Annotated in this window: 14 protein-coding genes; 6 read left to right on the top strand and 8 right to left on the bottom strand. The window is 70.5% G+C overall.

Going from position 1 to position 26,872, the window contains the following annotated elements; translation table 11 throughout:
- Window positions 1-33 precede the first annotated feature (33 nt).
- Window positions 34-3,942, top strand: a complete 3,909-nt coding sequence (locus ITJ66_RS16020) for a glycoside hydrolase (RefSeq protein WP_194645247.1) — start codon at window positions 34-36, stop codon at window positions 3,940-3,942.
- Between the two features lie 86 nt (window positions 3,943-4,028).
- Here the strand turns inward: ITJ66_RS16020 and ITJ66_RS16015 are convergent, their stop codons facing one another.
- Window positions 4,029-4,595, bottom strand: coding sequence for a heme-binding protein (locus ITJ66_RS16015; RefSeq protein ID WP_194645246.1), 567 nt, complete (start codon window positions 4,593-4,595; stop codon window positions 4,029-4,031).
- Window positions 4,596-4,788: 193 nt separating this feature from the next.
- Here ITJ66_RS16015 and ITJ66_RS16010 point away from each other — a divergent pair, with 193 nt between their 5' ends.
- Window positions 4,789-5,985 (top strand): sensor histidine kinase, encoded by a 1,197-nt coding sequence (locus ITJ66_RS16010; RefSeq protein ID WP_194645245.1) that lies wholly within the window; start codon window positions 4,789-4,791, stop codon window positions 5,983-5,985.
- Window positions 5,979-6,614, top strand: coding sequence for a response regulator transcription factor (locus ITJ66_RS16005; RefSeq protein ID WP_194645244.1), 636 nt, complete (start codon window positions 5,979-5,981; stop codon window positions 6,612-6,614). Before ITJ66_RS16010 ends, ITJ66_RS16005 begins: the two co-directional genes overlap by 7 nt.
- Window positions 6,615-6,910: 296 nt before the next feature.
- On the opposite strand, the gene ITJ66_RS16000 is transcribed toward ITJ66_RS16005, so the two are convergent.
- The 7 genes from ITJ66_RS16000 to ITJ66_RS15970 all read right to left on the bottom strand — a co-directional run bounded on the left by ITJ66_RS16000 (window position 6,911) and on the right by ITJ66_RS15970 (window position 21,957).
- Window positions 6,911-7,180, bottom strand: coding sequence for an HPr family phosphocarrier protein (locus tag ITJ66_RS16000; protein WP_056014456.1), 270 nt, complete (start codon window positions 7,178-7,180; stop codon window positions 6,911-6,913).
- A gap of 79 nt (window positions 7,181-7,259) precedes the next feature.
- The gene (locus ITJ66_RS15995) at window positions 7,260-9,302 is read right to left on the bottom strand and encodes a fructose-specific PTS transporter subunit EIIC (RefSeq protein ID WP_194645243.1); all 2,043 of its coding nucleotides are present in this window, start codon (window positions 9,300-9,302) and stop codon (window positions 7,260-7,262) included.
- A 122-nt stretch (window positions 9,303-9,424) separates the two neighbouring features.
- Window positions 9,425-10,426: a 1-phosphofructokinase family hexose kinase gene (locus ITJ66_RS15990; protein ID WP_194645242.1), complete on the bottom strand. Its 1,002-nt coding sequence runs from the start codon at window positions 10,424-10,426 to the stop codon at window positions 9,425-9,427.
- Entirely contained in the window at window positions 10,423-11,211 is a 789-nt protein-coding gene (locus tag ITJ66_RS15985; RefSeq protein ID WP_085512485.1) for a DeoR/GlpR family DNA-binding transcription regulator, read from the bottom strand. The genes ITJ66_RS15990 and ITJ66_RS15985 overlap by 4 nt, the downstream gene beginning before the upstream one ends.
- Window positions 11,212-11,682: 471 nt before the next feature.
- Window positions 11,683-12,708, bottom strand: coding sequence for an HTTM domain-containing protein (locus ITJ66_RS15980; RefSeq protein WP_194645241.1), 1,026 nt, complete (start codon window positions 12,706-12,708; stop codon window positions 11,683-11,685).
- Window positions 12,705-13,709: a DUF5819 family protein gene (locus ITJ66_RS15975; protein ID WP_194645240.1), complete on the bottom strand. Its 1,005-nt coding sequence runs from the start codon at window positions 13,707-13,709 to the stop codon at window positions 12,705-12,707. The genes ITJ66_RS15980 and ITJ66_RS15975 overlap by 4 nt, the downstream gene beginning before the upstream one ends.
- Window positions 13,710-13,824: 115 nt before the next feature.
- On the bottom strand, window positions 13,825-21,957 hold the full coding sequence (locus ITJ66_RS15970) for a choice-of-anchor G family protein (protein ID WP_194645239.1): 8,133 nt from the start codon (window positions 21,955-21,957) through the stop codon (window positions 13,825-13,827).
- Between the two features lie 648 nt (window positions 21,958-22,605).
- Here ITJ66_RS15970 and ITJ66_RS15965 point away from each other — a divergent pair.
- From ITJ66_RS15965 to ITJ66_RS15955, 3 genes are all read left to right on the top strand, one after another.
- Window positions 22,606-25,359 (top strand): helix-turn-helix transcriptional regulator, encoded by a 2,754-nt coding sequence (locus ITJ66_RS15965; protein WP_194645238.1) that lies wholly within the window; start codon window positions 22,606-22,608, stop codon window positions 25,357-25,359.
- 197 nt (window positions 25,360-25,556) lie between these two features.
- Window positions 25,557-26,201, top strand: coding sequence for a SipW-dependent-type signal peptide-containing protein (locus ITJ66_RS15960; protein ID WP_228501949.1), 645 nt, complete (start codon window positions 25,557-25,559; stop codon window positions 26,199-26,201).
- Window positions 26,202-26,221: 20 nt separating this feature from the next.
- Window positions 26,222-26,869, top strand: a complete 648-nt coding sequence (locus ITJ66_RS15955; protein ID WP_194645237.1) for a SipW-dependent-type signal peptide-containing protein — start codon at window positions 26,222-26,224, stop codon at window positions 26,867-26,869.
- Window positions 26,870-26,872: the final 3 nt, after the last annotated feature.

Here is a 26,872-nt window from a genome sequence, read left to right as displayed (position 1 = left end):
CCTGCACCACGGCCTCCAACGAAGGAACCACCGATGACACTGCCGTCACCAGTCCGCCGACGAACGATCGGAGCGACCGTCGCCGTCGCCCTCGGCATCGCCGCGATCGCCCCAGCACTCGCCACCGTGGAGGCCGCACCCGCGGCCGCCGCGGAGAGCACTCCCCTCACCATCACCCCCAACCCGGCTTACCAGAACGAGGCGTTCGAAGGCTGGGGCACGAGCCTCGTCTGGTTCGCCAACGCCACGGGCGATTACCCGGCGGACGTCCGTCAGGACCTCTTCGACAAGGTGTTCGGTGAGGACGGTCTCAACCTCAACATCGCCCGCTACAACATCGGTGGCGGCAACGCCAGCGACGTCCCGCCCTACCTGCGGGCCGGCGGCGCGGTCGACGGCTGGTGGAACCCGGACCTCGCCGCGAGCGACGCCGACGGCCCCATCACCTCCGACTACGCCGACCGCGACCGCTACGCCGCCGCCTGGGACGCCGACGACCCGGCCTCCTACGACTTCGACGCCGATGAGACCCAGCGCTGGTGGCTCACGGCGCTCAAGGACAAGATCACCAAGTGGGAGGCGTTCAGCAACTCCCCGCCCTACTTCATGACCGAGAGCGGCTACGCCTCGGGCAACTTCAACGCCGCCGACGAGCAGCTGAAGCCGGAGAGCGTCGACGACTTCGTCGCGTACCTCACCACCGTCGTCGACCACCTCGAGGCCGACACGGGCATCGACTTCGACACCATCGACCCCTTCAACGAGCCGAACACGAACTACTGGGGCACCCAGATCGACGAGGCCACCGGTTGGCCGAAGGGTGGACGCCAGGAGGGTGCGCACATCGGCCCGGCCATGCAGGACACCGTCATCAAGGCCCTCGCCGAGCGCCTCGCCGCCGAGGGCACCTCGACCGAGGCCGTCATCGCGGCCATGGACGAGACGAATCCGGGCATCTTCGCGACGAACTGGAACGGCTGGTCGCAGACCGCCAAGGACCTCGTCACGCAGCTGAACGTCCACAGCTACGGCCAGGGCGGCAGCGTCGTCGCGCGCGACATCGCGAAGACCGCCGGCAAGCCGCTGTGGATGAGCGAGGTCGAGGGCAACTGGGACTCCAGCGGCAAGCACAACCTCACGAACATCGACAACGGCATCGGTATGGCGACGCACCTCATCGACGACCTCCGCAACCTGGAGCCGACCGCGTGGGTGCTCTGGCAGCCCGTCGAGGACCTCTACAACATGGAGAAGGTCGAGAAGCTCAACTGGGGCAGCGTCCTCATCGACTTCGACTGCAACGCCGAGGGCGACTCCGAGCGACGCATCGCCGATGGCGACGCGGATCCGAGCTGCTCCGTGAAGACGAACGCGAAGTACAACACGCTCCGCAACTTCACCCACTACGTGCAGCCCGGTGACCACCTCATCCCGTCCACCGACGCGCAGACCACCACGGCGCTCCGTGCCGACGGCACCGGTGCGACCCTCGTGCACGCCAACCCGTCGACCTCCGCTCGGACGATCACCATCGACCTGTCGAAGTTCGCGGACATCGCTCCCGGCGCGACGGTCACGCCGATCGTGACGACGGAGTCCCCCGCGGACGACGTCACCGCCAACGCGCTCGTGCAGGGCGACGCCGTGTCGATCGACCCGGTGACCAAGCAGGCGACGCTCACCGTCCCGGCGAAGTCGGTCACCACCTTCCTCGTCGACGGTGCGACCGGTGTCGCAGCCGACGCGGCGCCGTTCCAGGACGGACACGCCTACCAGCTCGTCGGCAAGCAGAGCGCGAAGGCGTTCACCGCCGCAGCTACGACCGGGACCGTCCCGGCCGGCACGATCACCCCGCGTGCCTCTGACGCCACGACCGGTGCCGCACAGGTGTGGACCGCCGAGCGACTCTCGGGCGGCGGCACGAACACCGACCGCTACGCCATCCGCAGCTCGTCCGGGGCGCTCCTCTCCGCGAACTCCGCCGGCACCTCGCTCGTCGCTGCGACGCGGGAACAGGCTGCGGCCGACCCCTCGCTGCAGTGGATCCCGACGACGACCAACGGCTCCGACTGGAGCCTCGTGAACGTGGGCACCAGCCAGGCCCTCGAGGTCGGCGGGCAGTCCACCACCACGGGCGCCGCCGTCGGCGTCTACCAGTCGAACAACGGCGCGAACCAGACGTGGAACTTCGTCGACACCGCCCTCACTGGTGTGCAGCCGGTCGCGCTGCAGACCGTCGCCGGTGTTCCGGCGGCGCTGCCCGCGACCGTGGTGCCACTGTACGGCGCGGTCCAGGGCGCTCCGGTTCCGGTCACCTGGGACACCTCGGGCGTGGACTGGAACACGCCGGGTACGATCGTCGTGAACGGTTCCGGCACCGACGGGTGGGGTGCGGCGTTCACCGCACAGGCCACCGTCGACATCGGCGGCTTCACGACCACCGAACCGGTCTCCCTGACGGTCGCGGCGGGGTCCCCGGCGAGCGCCGTCATCGCTGCGGCACCGACGACGGTCCCGGCGCAGATCGGTGCGAGTGCCAACCGCTTCGACACGGCCGTCACGTGGGACTTCAGCACCCTCGACGACGCCGACCTCGCCGACACCGGTGTGGTGAAGGTGCGCGGTGCGGCCGCGTCGAACGACCCGGCCGCGGCACCGATCGACGCACTCCTGTCGATCATCGTCACGGCGCCCGGTGAGCGGAACATCGCGCCGGACGCCACGACCGTCGCGAGTGCGACGTCCACCGAGTCCGGCTACCCGGCAAGCAACACGAAGAACGGTGTGCGCAACGACAAGGGCTGGTCGAACTGGCGCTCGTCGAACAAGCCGGCGAGCGACACCCTGAGCTACGAGCTCGGCGGTGAGCACACGATCGAGCACGTCACGTTCTACGCCTACAAGGACGGGAGCACCAACAGCTGGCCGAGTGCACTGACCGTGCAGGTCCGCGACGCCGGCGGCGCGTGGATCGACGCTCCGGGTGGGGCGGTCGCTGTGCCGGTCCCGACCGATGGGACGGCGCCGATCGTCGACGTCGACCTCGACGGCGTCACGACGAGTGCCGTCCGAGTCGTCATGACGGCGTATGCGAACACGCACCTGGTCGTCTCGGAGGTCGAGATCTACGCGCTCGCACCGTCGGTCGCGACCGAGGCGAGCCTCGCCGCGCTGCGGGTGAACGGAACGCCGGTCGAGGGCTTCGACGCCGGCGTCCTCGAGTACGAGGTGCCGCTGGCTGGGTCCGCCGACCCGGTGGTCGACGCCATCCCGGCCGACCGCGACGCGACGGTGACGATCGAGCCACTCGAAGCGGCACCGGCGGCTGCGGCCCGTGCTGCGGCTGACGCGACCGACGGGGTCGTCATCACGGTGACGGCGGCTGACGGTGTGACCACACAATCGACGACGATCACCTTCGCCCGGACGGCGGTCGCGACCGCGACGCTGTCGAGCAAGGCCCGCGAGGGTGTGCCGACGACCGCGGCAGTCGTCGTGGACCCGGAGGACGCGGCCGTCGTCTACGCGTGGCTGCTCGACGACGAGGTCGTGGACGGGGCCGACACGGCGACGTTCACGCCACCCACCGGCAGCGCTGGTGCGGCACTCGCGGTGCGTGTCACGGTCTCGGCCGATGGCTTCGCGCCGGTCGAGACGACGTCCACGCCGGTGACGGTGCTCGCCGCCGCGGTGGACCCGGGGACCGACCCCGGCACCGACCCGGGGACGAACCCCGGGACCGGTCCTGGCACCGGCTCCGGTGGTGGCACGGCCGGTGGCGGTGACGGCACGAGCTCCCCCTCGGGTGGTTCGGCCACCGGCGCCGACTCGCTGTCGCGTACGGGCCTGGACGTGTCGAGCATCGGGCTCGTCGCGCTGCTCCTCGGCCTCGTCGGCTTCGCCTCGGTCCTGCTCGCGCGTCGCCGTCGCACAGCCAGCTAGCCCTCCGTTCGCCCATCTTCGGGCGACGCAACGCCCGTTCGCCCAAACGTGGGCGAACGGGCGTTCGCGTTCCGGTGAGCCGACCGTCAGCTCGCCGCGTCCTCCGCCAGGACCGCAGCGCCCGCCACCGCACAACCCTCGTCGACCATGCCGTCCGGGGCCCCACCGACGCCGATACCCGCGATCGTCGCCGTACCGACCTTGATCGGCACCCCGCCTGCCAGGAACAGCGTCCCCTCGAGGTCGCGAAGCGTCGCCCCGCCGCCCTCCGGCAGGCGCTCCGTCAGCTCGGAGGTGTTGGCTCCGAACGCCGCCGCCGTGTATCCCTTCTCGGCCGACGCCGAGAGGGTGTGCTCCGCAGCGCCGTCACCGCGGACCACGGCCTGCACTTGACCGAAGCGGTCGACGACGGAGACGGTGACGAACCCGACCCCGCTCGCTCGACACGAGTCCAGCGCGGCGGTCGCAGCTTCCAATGCTGCGTCGGCGGACAGTCGCGGAAGCTCGACGGTCCGGGATTCCGCGGCCTCGGCCACCGGCGACGCCGAGGTCGCGGTCGTCGACGAGGCGGGGCCGGTGCAGGCGGTCAAGGTTCCAAGGACGGCGAGTCCGGCGACGATGGTGCCGAGGCGTGCGGTGCGTGACGATTTCATGGTGTTCCTCTGGGTTGTTCGTGCTTCGGCATCGGATGATGCGCTCCGACAACTCTCGTCCGGGCGGTGCTGCCTCCACCTCGTCCGCGCCGCCCGGATCCGGTCGGGCCGACGGCCGACCGGCCCTCATCCCTTCGGATGAGGCCGGCGCTCGGAGGCTCGCCTAGCATGGAGGGATCGCCGGAAGGGTCCCATGTCAGACGCTCGAACATCAGTCCAACCGACCCCGGACTCCCGCCCGTACCGCCGAGCCGCAGCCCTCGGCGCGACGCCCCTCGACGTCGTGCTCAACCTCACCTTCTTCGCGCTGCTCGTGACCTCGGCCGTGCGATACGTCATGAGTCACGGGGTCGAGGCGGTGAACTGGACCGTCGCTGCGCTGACCGTCGCGACCGCGGCCGCCTACCTCCTCGCCACGCGGAAGACGGGCGTCCGACACCGGATCCTCGTCGTGATCCTGCTCGCACTGTGGACGCTGCTCGTGCTCATCGCCCCGAGCTTCTGGTGGACGGCGTTCTCGGTCTACTTCCTCGCACGCCGCGCCTTCCCGACCGCGTGGATCGCCGTCGGTCTCGCCGCGGTCTGCGCGCGCTCGCTCCTCGTCCTCACCGGCGGCTTCGACTGGACGATCGTGGTGGGGACAGCGGTGGTGGCTGCGCTCGTGAGCGTCGTCACCTCACGGATCGAGTCGGACAACCGGACACAGGCGGCGCTCATCCGTCGACTGACGGAAGCCCAGGAGCGACTCGCCGCGACCGAGCGACAAGCCGGGATCGCTCAGGAGCGAGCGCGGGTGTCGAGCGAACTCCACGACTCCGTGACCCAGGGACTCGCGAGTTCGCTCCTCATCATGGAGGCCACCGCGCAGACGATCGACACGTCTCCGGACACCGGCCGCGCCCGTCTGCGCGAGGCGGTCGAGCTGATCCGCTCGACGCTCGGCGAGGCGCGGAACCTCGTCCACGACCTCGGTTCACCCCGGCTCGACGGCATCAGTCTCGCATCAGCGCTCGAACATCTCGTCGCGGAGACCCCCGCCGCCCAGCTGCGCATCGACGGCGAGCCGAGGCCCTACCCGCCTGAGATCGCCCACGCGATCCTGCGCGTCTGTCAGAGTGCCGTGCAGAACGCCGATCGCCATGCCGGCGCATCGGCGATCCATGTCACCCTCAGCTGTCTGGCCGACCAGGTCGTCGTCGACATCGCCGACGACGGGGTCGGATTCGATGCGTCGGCGGTCCCCGAACCGTCGAGCACCGGCGGCTACGGACTGCGGGCGATGCGGCAGCGGATCGAGCAGCTCGGCGGTCGGTTCACGGTGGAGAGTGCCCCCGGTGACGGCACCGTGATCGTCGCCCAGCTCCCGACCGATGCGGGGTCGACGTGCTGAGGCTCGTCCTGGTCGACGATCATGCCGTGGTGCGAGCGGGTCTGCGCCTGATCCTGCAGACCCAACCCGACCTCGAGATCGTGGGTGAGGCGTCGTCCGGAGAGAACGCGGTTCCACTCGTCGCCGAGGCGCAGCCGGACCTCGTGGTCGTCGATCTCGCGATGGGCGACGGGATCGGTGGGATCGAGACAACCAGGCGCCTCCGCGCGCTCAGCCCGGCACCGCAGGTGCTGATCTTCACCACCTACGACACGGATGCCGACATCGTCCGGGCCGTCGATGCGGGAGCCGTCGGGTATGTGCTCAAGACGTCGTCGCCCGAGGAGATCTTCCGCGCGGTGCGAACGGCAGCGATGGGACAGAGCGCGCTGAGCACACCGGTGGCGTCACGGCTCATGCATCACCTGCAACATCGCCAGGAAGCCCTGACCCCGCGCGAGGCCGAGATCCTGGAGTTGCTCACGGACGGTCTCGGCAACCGCGAACTGGCGCGTCGGCTGTTCATCAGCGAGACGACCGTCAAGACCCACCTCGCGCACATCTACACGAAACTCGGGGTGGACGGTCGCGGCGCCGCCATCGCTGCGGCTCGCCAGCGCGGCATCGTCCGACCACCCGAGCATCGCTGAACCCGCTAGATCCCGCTCCCTGAGCCTGTCGACGGGCCCACGAGCAACCACGCACGACACGACACGGTTCCCCGAGGGCACTTCGACAAGCTCAGTGACCGAAACGGTTCCACGCTCCCTGAGCCTGTCGACGGGCCCACGAGCAACCACGCACGACACGACACGGTTCCCCGAGGGCACTTCGACAAGCTCAGTGACCGGAACGGTTCCACGCTCCCTGAGCCTGTCGAAGGGCCCACGAAGAAACCCCGCCGGCCGAGATGATTCGGGCGGCGGGGCTTCGTGGTGCAGGGTGATTACTCGGCGTCGAGGTCCGTCTCGAGGAGACCGGCGAGCTCGGCGAGCGCCTCGTCAGCGCCCTCGCCCTCGGCGCGGAGGGTGACGACGTCGCCGTTGGTGGCGCCGAGGCTCATGATCGTGAGGATGCTCGAGGCGTCGAGCGGGCCCGAGTCGCCGAGCTCGATCGTGACGGGCACCGGCTGGCGCTTGACCGTCTCGATGAAGAGCTTGGCGGGGCGGGCGTGCAGCCCGACGCGGCTGGCGATGGTGGCTTGGCGTTCGGCCATGATGATGCTCCTTCTGCGGTTCGGTTGGTGCCGGCCGGACCAGTGGATCAGGTCAGGCTGTGGATCGGACGGGTACGGATCAGACGGTCGCGGGTGCCGTGGCGACCGCCGGGGCTGCCTTGTCGACACCCTCCACCGGACGACGACGGGCGAACCGCTTCAGCAGGATGACCGCGATCGCGGTGATGACGGTTCCGACGGCGACCGACAGGATGAACATCCCGATGTTCCCGATGGCGAAGAACACGAAGATGCCACCGTGCGGTGCCTGCGAGGTGACGCCGGTCGCCATGATGAGCGCGCCGGTGGCGGCACCACCGAGGATCGACGCGGGGATGACGCGGAACAGGTCGGCCGCGGCGAACGGGATCGCACCCTCGCTGATGAACGCGGCACCGAGCAGCCAGGCTGCCTTGCCGTTCTCCCGCTCGACCGCGGTGAACGAACGACGGCTGAGGACGGTCGAGGCGAGTGCCATCGCGAGCGGCGGCACCATGCCGGCGGCCATCACGGCGGCCATGATCTGCCACGGTGCCTGGTTGGCGAGCGTTCCCGCACCGAGACCGGCGACGGCGAACGAGTACGCGACCTTGTTGACGGGGCCACCGAGGTCGAACGCCATCATCGTGCCGAGGATCACGCCGAGCAGGATCGCGGAGACACCGGTGAGGCCGGAGAGCCAGGAGTTGAGCCCGCCCATGAGTGCGGCGATCGGGCCGCCGAGGACGAGGATCATGAGGCCGGACGCGACGATCGAGCCGATCAGCGGGATGATCACGACGGGCATCAGCCCACGCAGCCACCGCGGCACGTTCAGGCGACCGAGGCCGTAGGCGACACCACCGGCGAGCAGACCACCGACGAGTCCACCGAGGAAGCCGGCGCTCATGAGGAGGGCGACGGCACCGGCGACGAACCCGGGCGCGATGCCCGGTCGGTCGGCGATGGCGTAGGCGATGTAGCCGGCGAGGGCCGGGACGAGGAACGCCATCGAGGCGTTGCCGATGGAGAATGCGACGGCACCGAGGTAGGCACCGAGTCCGCCGGCCGGCAGGTTGACGAGGCTGTTCTCGACGATGATCTTGCCGGCGTTCTCGGTGATGTTGTATCCACCGAGGAGGAAGCCGAGGGCGATGAGCAGACCGCCACCCGCGACGAACGGGATCATGTAGCTGACGCCGGTGAGCAGCCAGCGCTTGATCGACTGACCGACGTTGGCGTCCTTCTTGTCCGACGTCGATGCGGAGGCGTCACCGGCGGCTGCGGCGACCCGCGGGGCGTTCGGGTTCGAGATCGCGGCGACCGCGTCGTTGATGAGCTGTTCCGGGGCGTCGATGCCGCGCTTCACGGGAGCCTTGATGACGGGCTTCCCGGCGAAGCGGGTGACGTCGCGGACGTCCACGTCGACGGCGAAGATGACCGCCTGTGCCTTCGCGACGACGTCGGCGGGCAGCGGGGTCGCACCGGAGGCGCCCTGCGTCTCGACATGGAGCTCGACACCGAGGCGCTTCGCGGTGGCGGCGAGCGAGTCGGCCGCCATGTAGGTGTGGGCGATGCCCGTCGCACACGAGGTGACCGCGATGAGCACGGGCCGTGCGGCCTGGTCGCCGGCCTCGACGGGAGCCGTCGCGGCGCGCTCGGCTGCAGGAGCCGACGCCGGCTTGGGCGCGTCGCTGAGTGCACCATCGACGAGTGCGACCACCGCGGCGGCGTCGGGCGCCTCACGCAGTGAGGTCACGAACTCGGGCTTGATGAGCGAGCGGGCGAGCTTCGACAGGAGGGCGAGGTGCGCCTGGTCGGCGCCGTCCGGGGCCGCGATGAAGAAGAGGAGGTCGGCCGGGCCGTCGTCGGAACCGAAGTCGACGAGCGGCGAGACGCGGGCCATCGCGAGCGTCGGCTCGGTGACGGCGGCTGAACGGCAATGCGGGATCGCGATGCCGCCGGGGATGCCGGTGTCGGTCTTGCTCTCCCGCGCCCAGGCGTCGGCGAAGAGCGCCTCGGTGTCGGTGGCACGGCCGGCGCGGACGACGAGCTCGGCGAGCGCGCGGATGACACCCGCGCGATCGGTGCCGAGGTCGGCGTCGAGGGCGACGAGCCCTGGGGTGATGAGTGGGGTGGACATCTGGGTTCTCCTTCGAAACGGATGCTGGTGCTTCGGGTGGTCGGGGCGGCCCTTCGACAAGCTCAGGGACCGGGGTGGGCGGTCAGGGACCGGGGTGGGCGGTCAGGGACCGGGGTGGGCGGTCAGGGGGCGGAGGGGATCCGCTGCGGGAGCTGGACGACGTCGATGGCGGCGGCGTCCGTCCCGCTGAGCGCCGGTACGTCGCTGCCGGGGAGTGCCGCGGCTGCGGCTCCGTGGGCGACGGCCTGCGCGAGGCGTGCTGCAGGTGCGAGACCTGCGGTTCGGGCGATCAGGTAGCCGGCGAGGGAGGAGTCCCCCGCACCGACGGTGCTGCGCGCGACGATCTTCGGGGCCCGGGCCGACCAGGCGGTGTCACCCTCCACGAGGACGGCTCCTCGGGAGCCGAGCGTGACGAGGACGGCGGCGACCGGGCCGGGTCGGTCCGTGGTGCCGATGAGCGTGGCGGCGACGGACGCGGCGAGCGCCGGGTCCGCCTCGATCTCGTCGCCGGACGCGGTGCCGGTGAGTTCGGCGAGTTCGGCACCGTTCGGCTTGATGAGGTCGATGCGTTCCCCGGTGGCGGCGAAGGCGGCGAGGAGGGCGGCGAGCGGCTCCCCCGAGCTGTCGACGGCGACGAGCGGGCGGGCGCCGTCGGTGAGGGCGCGACCGGCCCGGACGATCCGTGCGTAGAAGTCGGCGGGCAGACCGGGCGGCAGCGAACCGGCGATGACGAGCCATTCGGCACTCGCGGCGGCACGGGCGGTCGCGTCGACGAGGCGTGCCGCGTCGTCCTCGGTGAGGAGCGGACCCGGCTCGTTGATCTTGGTGGTGGTGCCGTCGGGCTCGGTGAGCGTGATGTTGCGGCGCACGGGCTGCCCGGTCGGGACGGCGAGGACGTCGATGCCCTGCGCGCGGAGCGACTCGATCATCGGGTCGGTCGATTCGCCGGGGAGGACGGCGATGGTCGCCAACTCGGCGGCGGCGATGGCCCGCGAGACGTTGACGCCCTTGCCGCCCGGCTGCTCCCGGCTGGCGAGGGCACGGAGGACCTCGCCGCGCTCGACGACACCGGGGAGCTCCACCGTGTGGTCGAGCGAGGGGTTGGCGGTCAGGGTGATGATCATGCGACGACCACCTCGACACCCGCAGCCTCGAGGGCGTCCCCGAGCGTCGTCGGAACGACCTCGTCGGTGATGACGGTGTCGATCTCGTCGAGGGCGGCGAAGCGGATGAGCGCTTCCTCACCGAGCTTGGCGGCGTCGGCGAGGACGACGGCCCGGCGCGAACCGCGGACGATCGCCGACTTCACGGCACCCTCGAGTTCGTCGGGCGTGCTGAGGCCGAAGTCGGCGCTGACCCCGTTGGCGCCGACGAAGGCGATGTCGGGGCGGAAGCGGCCGAGCTCGTCGACGGTCGTGCTGCCGACCGCCGCGCTGGTGATGCCACGGACGCGGCCACCGAGCAGGTGCAGTTCGACGTGGTCGCAGTGGTGGAGCGTCGCGGCGATCGGGACGGAGTTGGTGATGACCGTGAGCGTCTGGCCAGCGGTGGCAGGGCGCCAGGTGACGAGGAGGTCGGCGAGGTGGGCCGTGGTCGTCCCGGCGTCGATGACGATCGAGCCACTGAACGTGGCCGGGATGAGCCGGAGGGCAGCACGGGCGATCGTGGCCTTCGCGTCGCTCCGCTGGCCCTGGCGATCGGCGAGGCTGGCCTCGGCGACGGAGGCGCGCGCTGCGGAGACGGCGCCGCCGTGGACGCGGCGCAGGACGCCCGAGGTTTCGAGCTGGTCGAGGTCGCGGCGGATCGTCTCAGCGGTGACGCCCAGCTCACGGGAGACGTCGGCGACGGAGACCCGTCCGCTCGTCTTCACCCGGCTGGTGATGTGCTCGTGCCGCTCCGTCGCGTACATGCGTCGTCCTTGACCTTCGTTTCCGGTGTTGCAGGCTTGCAGTGCGAAGAAAGTATCACACAAACACAGAGAAACACAGATCCACTTCTACGCCGGACCCGGAGCCTGTCGAAGGGCAGCAACCACCCCCGGTCCCTGAGCCTGTCGAAGGGCAGCAACCACCCCCGGTCCCTGAGCCTGTCGAAGGGCAGCAACCACCCCCGGACCCTGAGCCTGTCGAAGGGCAGCAACCACCCCCGGTCCCTGAGCCTGTCGAAGGGCAGCAACCACCCCCGGTCCCTGAGCCTGTCGAAGGGCGCACTTCGACAGGCTCAGTGGCCGATGAGGTGGGCGGCTCAGTGACCGATCAGCGAGGTCGGTCGGCAGCGGGTCAGGGCGCGAGGGCCGGGACCGGCAAAGGGGTGGCGGTCGGCGCAACCGTGGCGCCGACCGCCGGTTCGTCTCGCACCCGAACGCGCGAGACGGCTGGTGTCACGACGGCGAACCGGCCGACGTCGTGACAGGTCTCTCCGCTGCTTCGCGCTCCGGCAGCAGTTGGCGGAGCACTCCCCCGGCGTGCGGCGCCCACCGACCGACGGCGACCCAGCTGCGGTCGCGGACGAACAGCAGGTCGAGCGCGATCATCGCGAGCGAGAACGGCCACAGTCCGAGGAACAGGCCGATACCGAGGTGCATGAGGATCGTGAAGCCGAGTGCGAGTATCCGCGTGGGCCGCCACAGGATCAGCACCGGGAACAGCAACTGCACCCAGACGGACAGGAACGTCGCCACCCAGACGAACGGTCCGAGCTGCCAGGCGAGGTCGCTCAGCACCGGGAACGGGCGGAACACGTCGAGGACGAGCGAGTAGTAGAACGCCGTGCCCTCGCGCCACTCGGGACCCATGAGCTTGTAGATGCCGGAGTTCACGTAGACGAGCATGATCTGGTACGCGCAGAGGAGGACCGCGGTGTTGTTGGCGGCGTTCGCGAGCCACGACGGGATCGCGAACCGACCGCACAGGATCGGCCGCAGCGCTCGACCCCGCCGCTTGGTGAGCCAGGCGTCGACCGACCAGTGACGCGACAGGTCCGCGAACACCAGGAACAGCAGCGTGATGCGGATGATCGTGTCGCCGCCGTTGGTCAGCACCGTGCTGTTGGTCGCGAGCCCAACCCAGAACACGAGCAGGACGGGCGTGACGAACCTGGTCTGCCAGCCGATGAGGAACAGCAGGCCGAGCACGATGAGCACCCCGTAGGCGAGGTCGAAGACGAAGGCGCTGTCCTTCGTGAAGACGAGCTCGAACAGCGGGAACCAGGCGCGGCGGTTCGCCTCCGGGTCGACCCACTTCGATGCGACGCCCCAGAGGTAGTGGCGGTCGGCGAGACTCGTGAACAGGAAGCTGACGATCGCGACACCGTAGAGGATCCGCAGGGCGGAGAGGCTGTAGCCGGCGTGCTTGGCACCCGTGACCCAGCCGGCGAAACGGTCGAACCAGGCACGGACGGCGTTCATCGTGCACCCCCGTACCGGGTGATGACGTCCCGGTAGACGGCGAGGGTCTCCGGGTCGATGACGTCGTCGACGTGCCGCCAGCCGAAGGTGACGGCGGTGTCGTCGAACTGCTGCTCCTCGGAGAAGCGGTTCTCGAAGTCGTTCGGGCGGGTGCGGTCGATCCGCCACCGGACGCGCTCGACGTCCTGGTCGAAGTACGCCGTGGAGAACGCGGTCGCGTACTCCTTGAGCATGTAGTCGTAGCGGAGGAACCGGACGATGTCGCCCTGCCCTGAGCCCGGCGTCTTGCTGACGGCGTCGAGGTCGGCGATGAGCGACTCGGCCGACTGGGCGCGATACCCGCCACCATCGGCCCGCTGGATGAAGGTGTCGCGCACGATCTCGCGCTGCTGGGCGTCGAGCGCGAGGTACCGGGTGTTGTAGGCGAGCATCGCGTTCCACGAGGACTTCTGGATCCGCGAGGGCTCGGCGTGGCCGGGGACCGCCTGCTGCTCGAGCTTCGTGACGTTGACCCAGTCGGACTTCACGAGGGTCCCGTCGGCGTCACGCCACTGGGCTTGGACGGAGAAGGTGATGTTCGTCTTCATGATGCTCGGCGCGAAGACGTTCCACTTCTGCGTGAAGTACGGGCCCGCCGCGGCGACGACGGCACCGCGGACAGGTGTGGTCGGCGAGACGATGACGAGGGTGCCGGCGACGTAGACGCCGACGAGGGCGATCGAGACCGCGGCCGCGATGCGCGCGGCCCGCTTCGGCGGGGCGGCCGGCCCCGGTCCCGGTTCGCCGTTCGGTCTCTGAGCGCCCTTCGGTCCCTGAGCTTGTCGAAGGGTCCCCGCCGAATCCTGCCCTTCGACAGGCTCAGGGACCGGTTGCCCGGCCTCGCGCCCCTCGACGCCATCCGGTCCCTGAGCCCCCTCCGGTCCCTGAGCCCCTTCCGGTCCCTGAGCCTGTCGAAGGGCGTCAGGACGCCCCCCGACGGGTGTGCGTGTGATCGGAGTCACGGTTCCTCCTTGGTGCTGGGTGGTGATGAAACCGCGGGGCACCGGTTCGGCGGTGTCTCCGCGGGGAAGGAGCAGGCCGTGCCGACCCGAATGCGGCACGGCCTGCTCAGCGGGGTCACTCCATACGCGCCCGTCGCGTAGCCACGAAGGCACCTCCGAGGAGGAGCATCGTGGCGCCGAGTCCCCCGAGCCACAGGCCGTCGAAGCCGGTGCTCGGGAGACCGGGGCGTGACCCCGGTGCGGTGGCGGCCACCGCGGTGACCGTGAAGGCGGTGGCCTCGCGATCGAGCGGCAGGGCGCCGGTCACGGATCCGGAGAGCTCCACGCGGTGGGCACCCAGCTCGAGCGACGAGTCGATCGGGAAGGTGAACGTGGCGTCACCGGAGGCGTCTGCGATGACGGGCGTCAGTGCGAACGGCGTCGAGAAGACCGTGGCCGAGATGGTCTCGCCGGGCTCGAAGCCGGTGGCGTAGACCTCCTGGATCACACCCGTGTCGCGGACGATCGTCGAGTACTTGACTGTCGCCTGACGCTCGTCGCCGGCGTCGGTGTCGCCATCGGCGTCAGCGGCGGTGTCGGCATCAGCCGCAGTGTCGGCGTCAGCCGCAGTGTCGGCGTCGATGTCAGCGTTGAGGTCGACATCGGTGCCGTCAGCGTCAGCGGCGGTGTCAGCCGCAGCATCCGTGTCGGCAGCAGCATCGACGTCGGCAGCAGCGTCCACGTCAGCAACAGCGTCGACGTCCGCAGCAGCATCGACATCGGCAGCAGCATCAGTGTCGGCGGCAGCATCGGTGTCGGCAGCGGCGTCCACATCAGCGGCAGCATCGACATCGGCGGCAGCATCAGTGTCGGCGGCAGCATCGACATCGGCAGCAGCATCAGTGTCGGCGGCAGCATCGGTGTCGGCAGCGGCGTCCACATCAGCGGCAGCATCGACATCGGCGGCAGCATCCACATCAGCAGCGGCATCGGTGTCAGCAGCAGCGTCCGTGTCAGCAGCGGCGTCCGTGTCGGCGGCAGCGTCCGTGTCAGCCGCAGCATCGACGTCAGCAGCAGCATCCGTGTCGGCAGCAGCGTCAGTGTCAGCAGCAGCATCGACGTCAGCAGCAGCATCCACATCAGCCGCAGCGTCAGTGTCAGCGGCGGCATCCGTGTCAGCAGCAGCGTCTACGTCTGCGGCAGCGTCGACGTCAGCGGCAGCATCCACATCGGCAGCAGCATCCACGTCTGCAGCAGCATCCACGTCTGCAGCAGCATCCACGTCTGCAGCAGCATCCACGTCTGCAGCAGCATCCACGTCTGCAGCAGCATCCACATCAGCAGCAGCATCCACATCAGCAGCAGCATCCACATCAGCGGCGGCATCGACATCAGCGGCGGCATCGACGTCCACGTCGGCGTCCACGTCAGCAGCAGCATCCACATCGACCGCAGCTGCGTCGGTGTCGACGTCGACCGCTCCGTCCTCGATGGTGACGTCAGCCTCGGCCGGCGTCTCGGAGACATCGCCCTCGGCGGTCACCGTGACCGGTCCGGGCGTGTAGTCGTCCGGGATCGGCAGGTCCACGGTGAAGGAACCGTCAGGGTTCGTCACCACGGTGACGGACGGTGCGCCCGGGATGGACACCGTGACCGTCTCGCCACCGGCGAAGCCCGTCCCGTTGACCGTGACCGTCTCACCCGGCAGCGCCGAGGACGGGTCGACCGTGATGGCCGTGTCGTACGCGAGGATCTCGATGATCGTCGTCGCCGGCTCGTCCGATGCTGCACCGAGTGCCGTCACCGTGACGTCGCCGAGTGCGTAGCCGTCGGGGACCGGCAGGGTCACCGTGAAGCCGCCGCCGACGTTCGTCACCTGCGTGACGACTGGGGCGCCGGGGATCGACACCGTGACCGTCTCGTTGGCTGCGAAGCCCGATCCGGTGATGACCGTCGTGTTGCCGGCGATCAGCGCGTCCGGGGAGGCGGTGATGACGGGCGAGAACACGATGGCGGTGACCGTGACGGTCGCGGTGGCCGGCGTCTGCGACACCGCTCCCTCCGCCGTGACGACCAGCGGGCCGACGGGCGCGTTCGCCGGGACCGTGATCCCGACCGAGAACTCGCCGGCACCGTTCGTGGTCGCCGGGACGGCCGTGCCACCGGGCACCGTGACCGTGACGGACTCGTTCGGCGCGAAACCGGTGCCCGTGACGAGCGTCGCTCCGCCGGCCGCGACCGTGCTCGGGTCGGCGGTGATCGCCGTCTCGTAGGCCTCGACCGTGAGCTCCGCCTCGGCGGGCGTCGCCGAGGTCTCACCGACCGCGGTCACCGTGACGGGCCCGGCGGGCGTTCCGGGCGGCACCGGCAGGGTCGCGGTGAAGCCGCCGTCGCCTTCAGCCGTGACCACGACGGGGTCGCCGCCGGGGATCGAGACGCTGACCGACTCGTTCGGCTGGAAGCCGGTACCGGTGACCGTGGTGGTCTGGCCCGGGTTCACCGTGTCCGGTGTGAGGGTGATCGCCGTGTCGTAGACCGTGGCCTCGACCGTGACGGTGGTGGTCGCCTCGGTCGCCGAGACGACGCCGAGTGCCGTGACCGTGACCGGACCGGTCGCGAAGCCCTGCGGGACGGCGAACGTCGTGGTGATCTCACCGTCCGCGTTCGAGGTGACCGTCACCGGCGCGAGGCCGGGGAAGGTGACCGTCACGCTCTCGGCGGGCGCGAAACCGGTGCCCGAGATCTCCGTCGAGGTCCCGCCGGGGACCGTCGCCGGGTCGGCTGTGATCGTCGGCGTGTAGACCACGTCGACCGTGAGGTTCGTCGTCGCAGGGGTGTCGGACGTCGCACCGAGCGCGGTCACGACGACCACACCCTCGGCGTAGTCGGCCGGCACAGGCAGCGACACCGAGATGGTGCCGGTCGCCGTCGCCGTCGTGTCCACCGGGTCGGCGCCGGGGATCGAGACCGTGACGCTCTCGTTCGGTGCGAAGCCGGTACCGGTGACGAGGGTGCTGGCACCCGCGACGACGGTGGTCGGGTCGGCGCTGATGGCCGTGACGTACGTCGTGGCCTCGACGGTGAGCGTCGCCGTGGCGGGGGTCGCCGAGACGGCCCCGGTGGCGGTGACGGTCACGGGTCCGAGCGGGAAGTCCGCCGGGAGGTCGACGCTCACCGAGATCTCACCGTTGCCGTTGGCAGTGGTGGGGATCGGCGTCGCGATGCCCGGGACGGTGACGCTCACGGCCTCGTTCGGCGCGAAGCCGTCGCCGGTGACCGCAGTGCTGCCGCCAGGGGCGACCGTCGTCGGGTCGAGGGCGATCGTGGTCTCGTAAGCCTCGACGGTGACCGTCGCGGTCGCGTCCGTCGCCGAGACGGCGCCCGTTGCGGTGACGACCAGCGGTCCGGCCTCCGTGCCCGACGGGATCGGCAGGGCAGCGGTGAAGCCGCCGTCGCCGTCCGTCGTCACGACGACCGGCGTACCACCGGGGATGGAGACCGAAACGGACTCGTTCGGTGCGAACCCGGTACCGGTGATCGTGGTCGAGGTGCCGGGGAGCAGCGTGTCGGGGTCGGCGGTGATCGCGGTCTCGTAGGGCACCACGGTCACGTCGGCGTCGGCGGGCGTGTTCGACGTGTCACCGGTAGCGGTGATCGTGATCGGTCCGGCCGGCGTTCCGGCCGGGATCGTCACGGCCTGGGTGAAGTCGCCGTCGCCGTTCGTCGTCACAGTGACGGGGTCGCCGCCCGGGATCGTGATGGTGACGGTCTCGTTCGGCGCGAAGCCGGTGCCCGTGACGGTAGTGGTTCCACCCGGGTTGGCCGTCGTCGGATCAACCGTGATCGCCGTGTCGTACACGACCGCTTCGACGAGGACCGAGGTCTGCGCCGGGGTGAGCGACAGAGCGCCCGTGGCCGTGAACGTCACGGTCGCGGGGACGAAGTCCGCCGGGAAGGCGACCACCTGGCTGATCTCGCCGAGCCCGTTCGCCGTGGTCACGATGTCGTCGAAGCCGGGAGCCGAGATGGTCACCGACTCGTTCGCGACGTAGCCGGTGCCGGACAGGATCGTCGAGTCACCGGGGTTCAGCGTGGACGGCGTCGCGGTGAGCGTCGTGTCGAACGCCTCGACGGTGATCGTCGCAGTGGCGGGTGTGGCCGAGACCGCGCCGACGGCCGTCACCACGACGGGACCGGGGTCCGTGCCGGGAAGGATCGGCAGGATGGCGGTGATGTCGCCGTCCGGGCCGGCCTCCACCACGACGGGCGTGCCGCCGGGGATGGAGACGGAGACGGACTCGCCGGGCAGGAAGCCCGTTCCGGTGACGGTGGTGCTGCCGCCGGGGAGGAGCGTGTCGGGGTCGGCGGTGATCGCCGTGTCGTAGACCGTCGCCTCGACCGTGACCGTCGTCGTCGCCTCGGTTGCGGAGACGACGCCGAGGGCCGTGACCGTGACCGGACCGACCGCGAAGTTCTGCGGGACGGCGATGGTGGTCGTGATCTCACCCGCTGCGTTCGACGTGACCGTGATCGGGTCGAGGCCGGGGAAGGTGACCGTGACGCTCTCGCTCGGCGCGAAGCCGCTGCCGGAGATCTCGGTGCTCGTGCCGCCGGGGACCGTGGCCGGGTCGGCGGTGATCGTCGGGGTGTAGACGACGTCGACCGCGAGGTTCGTCGTGGCCGGGGTCTCGGAGACCTCACCGAGGGCGGTCACGACGACCGTGCCCTCCGCGTAGTCCGCCGGGACCGGCAGCGAGACGGAGATGGTTCCGGTGGCCGACGCCTGCGTGGTGACCGCGGGCGCACCGGGGATGGAGACCGTGACGGTCTCGTCGGGCTCGAAGCCGGTACCGGTGACGAGCGTGCTCTCCCCCGCGACGACGGTCGTCGGGTCGACCGTGATGGCCGTGACGTAGGTGGTCGCCTCGACGGTGAGCGTCGCCGTGGCAGGGGTGGCCGAGACGGCGCCGGTGGCGGTGACGGTGACGTCGCCGAGCGGGAAGTCCGCGGGGAGCGTGACACTGACCGTGATCTCACCGTCGCCGTTCGCCGTGGTCGTCACGGGCGTGGCTAGGCCGGGGATGGTGATCGTGGCGGTCTCCTGAGGGACGAAGCCCGAGCCGGTGACGACCGTGCTGCCGCCAGGGGCGACGGTCTGTGGGTCGAGCGCGATCGCGGTGTCGTACGCCTCGGCGGTGATGACCGTCTCGGCCGGCGTGGCGGAGACCGCGCCGGTGGCGGTGACCGTGAGCTGGCCGGCGGGCGTGCCGGAGGGGATCGGCAGGACCGCCGTGAAGCCGCCATCGCCGTCAGCCGTCACGACGACGGGCGTGCCGTCCGGGTAGGAGACGGAGACCGACTCGTTCGCGGCGAAGCCGGTGCCGGTGATGGTGGTCGAGTTGCCGGGGAGGAGGGAGGCCGGGTCGGCGGTGATGGCCGTGTCGTACGGCAGCACCTCCAGGTCGGCGGTCGCCGGGGTTGCGGAGGTCTCGCCGGTCGCGGTGACGACGAGCGTGCCAGCCGGTGTGCCGGCAGGGACGGGCAGGTCGACGGTGAAGCCGCCGTCGCCGTCCGCATCGACGGTCACCGGGGTGCCGCCCGGGTAGCCGACGGTGACCGTCTCGCCGGGCAGGTAGCCGGTGCCGGTCACAGTCGTGGTGTTCCCCGGGATGAGCGACGTCGGGTCGAGCGTGATGGCGGTGTCGTAGATCGTCGCAGTGACGGTGACGACGGTGGTCGCTTCGGTCGCGGACACGGCGCCGAGCGCGGTGACCGTGACGTCGCCGACCGCGAAGTCCTGCGGGACGGCGATGGGGGTGCCGATCGCGCCGAGTGCGGTGGCGGTGACGGTGATCGGGTCGAGGCCGGGGAACGTCACGACGACGTCCTCGCCGGGCGCGAAGCCGGCGCCGTTGATGATCGTGGTCGTGCCACCCGCGACCGTGGCCGGGACGGCGACGATCGAGGTCTCGTAGACCACGGTGAGGTTGGTCGCGGCCGGGGTGTCGGACGTCTCGCCGAGCGCGGTCACGACGACCTGGCCTGCGGCGTAGTCGGCGGGGACGTCGAGGTCGACCGAGATCGTGCCGGTTCCAGTGGCCGTCGTGGTGACCGGGTCGACGCCGGGGATCGAGACGGCGACGGTCTCGCCCGAGGCGAAGCCGGTGCCGGTGATCGTCGTGGTCTCCCCGGCGACGACGCTGGCCGGGTCGGCGGTGATGGCGGTGACATACTGCGTCGCCTCGACGGTGACCGTCGTGGTCGCGGGACTGGCCGAGGAGGCGCCGGTCGCCGTGACCGTCACGGGGCCGAGCGGGAAGTCCGCCGGGAGCGTGAGGCTCGTGGAGATCGTGCCGGTGCCCGTCGCGGTGGTGACGACCGGGTCGGTGAGGCCGGGGACGGTGATCGACACCGACTCGTCGGGCAGGAACCCGGTGCCGGTGATCGTGGTGCTGCCGCCGGGAGCGATCGTCGCCGGGTCGGCGGTGATGGCGGTCACGAACGGCGCCACGACGAGGTCGGTGGTGGCCGGGGTGTCGGAGGTCGCACCGGTGGCGGTGAACGTCAGGGTCGCCGGGGTGAAGCCGGCGGGGATCGCGACGCTCTGGCTGATCGCACCGGCGGCGTCCGACGTCGTGATGACCGGGTCGAGGCCGGGCGCGGTGATGGTGACCTGCTCGTTCGCCGCGAACCCGGTGCCGTCGATCACGGTGGACTGGCCGGGGTTGACGGTCGCCGGTGTGGCGGTGATCGCCGTGTCGTACACGACGAGCGTGCCGCGCACGGAGGACGACGCGAGGTTGACCGTCGCCAACGAGATCGCCGGGACGAGGGAGATCTGCACAGCGCGGACGGTGGCTGACCCGTCTCCGAGGTCGCCGGTGGCCGGCTGCACGTTCGCGGTCACGTCGGCGACGAGGGTGACGATGTTGAGGATCGGCCCGACGACGTTCGCGGCGAGGCCGCCGGTGATGCCGTCGACCGTCGATTCGGCTGTCTCGAGGACCGTGAACACTCCGCCGACGACCCCGAGCACCAGGTTGAGCAGGTTCGAGATGATCTGGTCGAGGCTGAGACCGAGGACGCCGAGCACCGTGTTCAGCACACCGGTGACGAGTCCGGAGGTGACGAAGGTCGCCGACCCGTCCTCGATGGCGGACAGCGGCGCGTTCAGCGTCAGGGTGACCGCGTTCTGGCCGAGTGCTCGGACCTGGACCACGGCGTTGACGTTGGTGGCCTCGACGGCAGTGCGCAGGCCGGTGACGACCGCCGTCACCTGATCGGTGATGGCCTGCGTGATGCCGTCAGCGATCGCAGCGGCGATCGGACCGGACAGCAGCGAGGTGTTGGGCGGCAGCTCGTTGAGATCCGGCAGGTCAGGGTCAGCTGCGAGCAGTGTCTCGATGTCGACCGTGACGGCGCCCGTGGTGAGGTCGACCGTGACGCCGCTCGCGGAGCCGACCGGACCGGTGGGGAGCAGGGCGTTGAGGTTCGGAGGAGTGACGGCCACGGAGGTCGTCGAGGTCACGATGCCCAGGTTGATCGCTCCGGTGAGCGCCTGGTTGAGTGCGGTCTGCAGACCGTTGAGCGAGGTCTGGACACTCCCGACCGTGGTCTGGAGGTTCGTGTAGACGTTCTGCACGAGCGGGCTCTGGAGCGTGAGCGTCGCACCGGAGATCTGGTAGTCGGGAACGGCCGTGGCGCCGCCCGTCTGCGAGATCGTGGAGGCGAGGGCGCCGAGGCTGAGGGAGAGGTCGCTGAGGATGCCACCGGTCGGGGTCCCGACCCGGCCCAGCAGACCCGTCAGGTCGAGTTCGGCGTCCGCCGGCGGGGCGTCTGGCCCGCCGATCGAGACGCCGCCCTGGTCGGTGACCGCGCCTGAGCCGGCGATCGCGTCGCCGTTGGCGGCGGCGGACCCGTACTGGGCGACCGCGCCGAGCTCGATGACGCCATTGGCACCGAACAGTTGGAGCGAGCTGCCGAGATCGACGCCGAGGGTGTTGAGCACTTCGGCCGACAGCGGGTTCGCGGCGACGGGGTGGACACCACTCGGGTTCTCGGCACGCGCGCCGGCGACTGCGGCGAGGGCGTCGAGGTTGATCCCGGCCGCCTGTCCACCGAGGAAGCGGCCGAAGCCGTCGGAGACATCGGACGGGGCTGCTGTGGCCGCCGTCGTCGATCCCATGGCGATGACCGTGCCGACCACGGCCATGGCCGCGACCTTCCATGCACGGCCTCGGCCGAGGATGCTGCGTTGCTGTTCCCCCACGGTGGAACCCTTTCTTCGGTGCACGGGCAGACCCGCGACTGGCGTCGATCCCGGCCAATCTATGGGCGGGTGTCCCTGTCCCCCAGAGGAGGGACCCCAACCTCCGTAGTGCCGGATCGAAAACCGGTACTGGCCTCCGCAGTGCGAGGCGGCGGCGCAGGACGCCGGGTTTCGATCGGTCCCGGGGGCCTCCGACGCGTCATCGGTGGCGGGGCTCCCGTGCAGTTGGTTCCATCCGTTTCATGTCATCGATGACGGTTGAGAGATAACCCTCACCGGCCGGGGGTTTACCCCCGAGTGGGGTGCGTAGTTTCTACTGAGAACGCTCTCTTAGGGCTGCGGAAGCACTCAGGGATTACGGATAATGGGGCATCCGACGGAGTATTCGCAGCGTCCCTGGTGATGCGGGTCCCGTCGTCCTGACGGAGCTTGAGGGGGCTGCGATATGGAAGAACCGGTTGCGACGGCAGTGGAGCGAAAGCCACATCCGAGGTCGGCCGAGCAGGTCATCCCATGAACCCGGGTGCGCATCGGTTCAGCGGCGGCGCGCGGTCCGCCGCATCGCCCACCCGTCGCTCCGGCGAGTTCCGCCAGTCAGCCACCCGCGCTCCCGCCCAACCGAGCGGTCGATCGGCGGCGATCACCCGGATGACGTCACTCATCGCGAACCGGACCAGCGCGCTCCTCGTCGCACCACACGGCTACGGCAAGACCTTCACCGCGGACGCGATCGGGCGCCGGATGCAGGAGGACGGACGCCCGGTCATCCACGTGTCGGGTGCGTCACGGGACGCCTCGCACACGCTGAGCGACTGGCGTAGGGCGCCGAGCGGCGCCGTCTTCATCGTCGACGACGGCGCGAACCTCCACCCGGCGAGCCTCGCCGACATCATCGAACTCTCGCGGTCGCGTGAGCAGGTCGCCCTGGTGACGCTGGAGCAGGAGCTCGCCGGGTTGCAGGGCCGCGGCGACGAGTCCGCCGATCGGCTCCTCGCCGTCTGGCGGAGCGGATCGCTCACCCGGATCGACCTCCCGGCGCTCGACGGGTTCGAAGCCTCGGCGATGGTGGACGAGGCCGCCGACGACGCGGTCCTCGACGACATGGCCAAAGCCGTCATCGTGCGGCTGAGCAACGGCTCTCCGCGACTCGTGCACGAGCTCACCAAGGACGCCCTCGAGACGGGCGGGGAGTTCTACCTGCCGCGCAGCATCCTCTCGCTCGGGGTCGCAGGGGTCTCACCGCGCGTGCACGACCTCACGGAACCACAGCTCTCGCGGCTCGAGGACGAGGGTCGCTACGCGCTGGTCATGCTGGCGAAGCTCGGCCCGGTCCCCTACTCGCGCGCGATCCGCCTGCTCGGCGAGCACCAGTTGCACGCGCTCCTCCGGCTCGGGCTCGCGCGGAACGACGGCTCGGGCCAGGACCGCATCGTCGCCGACGAACTGCACGCGTGGTCGGCACTCGCGGAGTGGCGCCACAGCGGACGACTGCGCCGTCACGACCGCGTCCAACGGACGCTCATCTCGGACCTCCGTGGCGGTGCCCGTCTCACCCCGAACGAGTCCTTCATCCTCGGCCGGTACTGGCTGACGGCCCCGCACACCGAGCTCGACGAGGGGTTCGAGTCACTCACGATGGCCCGCACCTTCCTCGAGGCGGCGCACGTCGCGAACGTCTCCGGCCTCGCTGAGGACGGTCGTCTGCTCGCAGAACGCGCGTACACCTGGCGCCCGTCCGTGGCAGCGGCACTGCAATGGTCGCGGTCGCTCGCCATGCTGGGCGACGGTGAAGGGGCTCAGCGGGTCCTCGAGGTCGATCCCGCGGCCGACTCCGACGAGGACATGCAGGCGGAGGTCTTGAGTTGGCGGGCGACCCTCGATCGCTGGTCCGAACGCACCTGTGCGCAGGAGCTGACGGAGCAGGAGGAGCACAGCCGCGTGCTGTCCCAGCGCATCCTGATGGTCGAGACCTGGCGAGACCAGGATCGGCAGGAGCCGTCCGAGAGCGATGCCGTCTTCTGGAAGGTCCTGCGCGACGTCGACGCCGCGCAGTCCTCGCGACTCTATGCCGCCGCTGCGCTCGTGACCCGGCTCGGCCTCCGGCTGCCACCGTCCGAGCTGCGGGAGCTGCTGCAGCTGGGTGACGCCGTCTACCGGTCGGTGCCCTACAGCGCAGCGCGGCCGTTGTCGCACGCCCTGCGCGACGCGAGCGCCATGTACGTCCTGTCGGCCGGCACCATCCGCCTGCTCACCGGACTCTCCTGGGCCGGCTTCGCGCGCTACATCGACGAGTTCGTCGCTCGCGCCGAGCGCGGGACCGGGCGCCTGGCGACGACGGACCAGTGCATCATCGGGATCCTCGGAGCCCAGTTGGCGTTCTTCGACGGCCGCCCGGACCGCACCGTGGCCGACCTCCGGGTCGTCGAGCGTCTGCTCGACTCGACCGTCCCGCCCGAGGTGCACACGCAGACCGCGCTGCTCCTCGTCGGCGCTCTCGCCCAGACGGGCGAGGTCGAGGAGGCGACGGAACGGCGAGCCGCCGAGGACGAACGCCTCATCGCCGCCTCCACGGTCCTCTCCTATCTGGCGGACATCGCCGACTTCGGCCTGCTGATGGCAGGAGGTCGTGTCATGGACGCCCGGGATCACCTGCGCCGGCTCGCGCAGGACATCCGGAAGCCACTGACCGAGCGGGTCTACTCCGCGAGCCTGGCCTCCGCGGCCGGCGCCGACTTGTCCGAGACCCTGTCCTGGGTCATGGACGCCCGATCAAAGGAGCTCACGCCACTGCAGGCGTCGCTCATGCTGCTCCTCGAGGCCGGCGCCGCCGGCGACGCGAGCCGCGTCGAAGAGGCCGCCTGTTCGCTCGAGGAGGTCGGAGCGCGGCACCGGGCGATCGGGGCCTATCTGCTCGCAGAACGACTCCACGCGGCCCAGGGTCGACTGCAGCACGCTCACCGTTGCGCGGAGCGGGCCGCCGAACTCGTGGGTCCCACGCCAGGCGCCGCTGCGGATGCGGAGGCCCGATGGACCTCGGTCGTGTCTCCGTCGCCCGTGTTCGCCACCTACCGGCCGGAGACGACCGAGGAGACCGCGCCGGTCGAGCGCACCGTCCCGGTCGAGCCGCACTCGACGCACGCACCCCTGGCCTACCTCTCCCGCGGACAGACGGACACCGGCCAGGAGGCCGCCGCAGCCGACCTGAGCGCGCTCACCCGGCGGGAGCTGGAGGTCGCCCTGCTCATCGCGCAAGGACTGAGCAATCAGGAGATCGCGACGCGGCTCTTCCTCAGCGTCCGCACCGTCGAGTCGCACGTGCTCCAAGCCCGGACGAAGCTGGGCGCGGGGAGACGGCGCGACCTCGGCCGCCTGGTCGCGCAGTCCTCGCAGCGTCAGGCCTGACCCCCGGATCGGGCGACGCAGCGCGGTTCAGCAGTTTTCTCGGTAGCGTCCGGCGATCCCAGTACCCCACTACTGGTTACAACCGTCAGCCTGCTGCCTATCGTCCTGAGGGTGTCGTGAGACGCGCGGAGATCGTCTCCGCACGCCCGGCACCTGTGGTGACGCAAGCCGTCGCCGTCGGACTCCAGGGGGCTTCCATGACCATCGACACCAGCACCGAGGCCCCAGCGGCCACCGGCACCGACGCGCCCGTCCGCGGCCAGCGCAGCAAGCGGGCGAAGGCGATCCTCGCCGGCGGCCTGGTGCTCGGCGTCGGTGCGGCCATCACGCTCGCGGCCTGGAACGACTCCGAGTTCGCGACCGGGATCTTCGCCGGTGGTGGGTTCGGTATCGAAGGCAGCACGGACGGCACCGCGTTCACCGAGCACCCGACCGAGGCTGCGGCCGCCCCGCTCACCTTCGCGGTCGAAGCCGACAACCTGGCACCCGAGGAGCCCGTCTACGCCGGCTTCGCCGTGCAGCTGACCGCCGCGTCGACGTACGCCGGCACGGTCGACATCACCGCCACGAGCGGTGCAGCCATCGCTTCCTCGCTCACGTACTCGGTCGTGGAGACCACCACCTTCGGCTGCGACGCCGCGAGCTTCGCCGCCGGCGACCCGCTCGTGACGGATGCCGCCACGACGTCGAGCACGGCAGCGGACATCTTCACACTCGGTGCCGTCACCACGCCCGTGTTCCTCTGCTTCGAGGTCACCCCTGCCGCGAGCCTCCCGCAGTCGTCGCCGAGCGGCACCGTGGTCTGGGAGTTCGCGGCCGAGTCCACCACCCCGCTGCCGTAACCCGCGGCAGGACGGCGATCATGGGACGGCACACGCCGGCGGCGGGCAGACACCACCGCACCGATGAACGACGGAGCACGTCACGCTTCACGAAGGCCAGAGCGGCCCTCGCGGCAGCGCTCGTGCTGGGCGTCGGGACCTCGCTCACCCTCGCGGCATGGAGCGACGACGAGTTCGGAACGGCGACCTTCGCGGCGAGCACCTTCGCCGTGGAGTCGCAGACCTCGTCGTCGACCTGGGCGGCGCACGAGGCGGCGAACCCCGCCACGCTGGTCTTCAACGCCACCGCCATGTCGCCAGGGCTCTCCCAGTTCGCCTACATCGACATCCGCACGACCGCAGCGACGAACATCGGCGGGACGGCGGCGCTGTCCGCGGTCTCGGCGGCGACGGGCACCCTCCTGCCGCAGCTCGAGTACCGCGTGGTCACGACGGCGGCGGGCACGGCGTGCAACGCCGCCGCGTTCACCTCGGCGACCGTCCCCGCGTACACCGCGTCCCTCTCCACGGGCACGGCTCCGCCGACGGCGACCGGTGCACTCACGGCGGCCGGCGGTTCGACGGTGCGCTTCTGCTTCGACGTGCGGGTGAAGGCCGGCACCGCCTCCAGCTTCCAGGGCGGGACGGCGTCGGCGACATGGCAGATCACCAGCACCTCCAGTTCCTGATCG

Source organism: Plantibacter sp. VKM Ac-2885, from assembly GCF_015351205.1.
Taxonomy (GTDB): Bacteria; Actinomycetota; Actinomycetes; order Actinomycetales; family Microbacteriaceae; genus Plantibacter; species Plantibacter auratus.
Note: the sequence above shows the minus strand (reverse complement) of the source record. Positions and strands in the feature narration are given on the sequence as shown.

Excerpts from the sequence above, each read along its gene's own strand:
- ITJ66_RS16020 (WP_194645247.1), top strand. The coding sequence starts at position 34 with ATGACACTGCCGTCACCAGTCCGCCGACGAACGATCGGAGCGACCGTC.
- ITJ66_RS16015 (WP_194645246.1), bottom strand. The coding sequence starts at position 4,595 with ATGAAATCGTCACGCACCGCACGCCTCGGCACCATCGTCGCCGGACTC.
- ITJ66_RS16010 (WP_194645245.1), top strand. The coding sequence starts at position 4,789 with ATGTCAGACGCTCGAACATCAGTCCAACCGACCCCGGACTCCCGCCCG.
- ITJ66_RS16000 (WP_056014456.1), bottom strand. The coding sequence starts at position 7,180 with ATGGCCGAACGCCAAGCCACCATCGCCAGCCGCGTCGGGCTGCACGCC.
- ITJ66_RS15995 (WP_194645243.1), bottom strand. The coding sequence starts at position 9,302 with ATGTCCACCCCACTCATCACCCCAGGGCTCGTCGCCCTCGACGCCGAC.
- ITJ66_RS15990 (WP_194645242.1), bottom strand. The coding sequence starts at position 10,426 with ATGATCATCACCCTGACCGCCAACCCCTCGCTCGACCACACGGTGGAG.
- ITJ66_RS15985 (WP_085512485.1), bottom strand. The coding sequence starts at position 11,211 with ATGTACGCGACGGAGCGGCACGAGCACATCACCAGCCGGGTGAAGACG.
- ITJ66_RS15980 (WP_194645241.1), bottom strand. The coding sequence starts at position 12,708 with ATGAACGCCGTCCGTGCCTGGTTCGACCGTTTCGCCGGCTGGGTCACG.
- ITJ66_RS15965 (WP_194645238.1), top strand. The coding sequence starts at position 22,606 with ATGACGTCACTCATCGCGAACCGGACCAGCGCGCTCCTCGTCGCACCA.
- ITJ66_RS15960 (WP_228501949.1), top strand. The coding sequence starts at position 25,557 with ATGACCATCGACACCAGCACCGAGGCCCCAGCGGCCACCGGCACCGAC.
- ITJ66_RS15955 (WP_194645237.1), top strand. The coding sequence starts at position 26,222 with ATGGGACGGCACACGCCGGCGGCGGGCAGACACCACCGCACCGATGAA.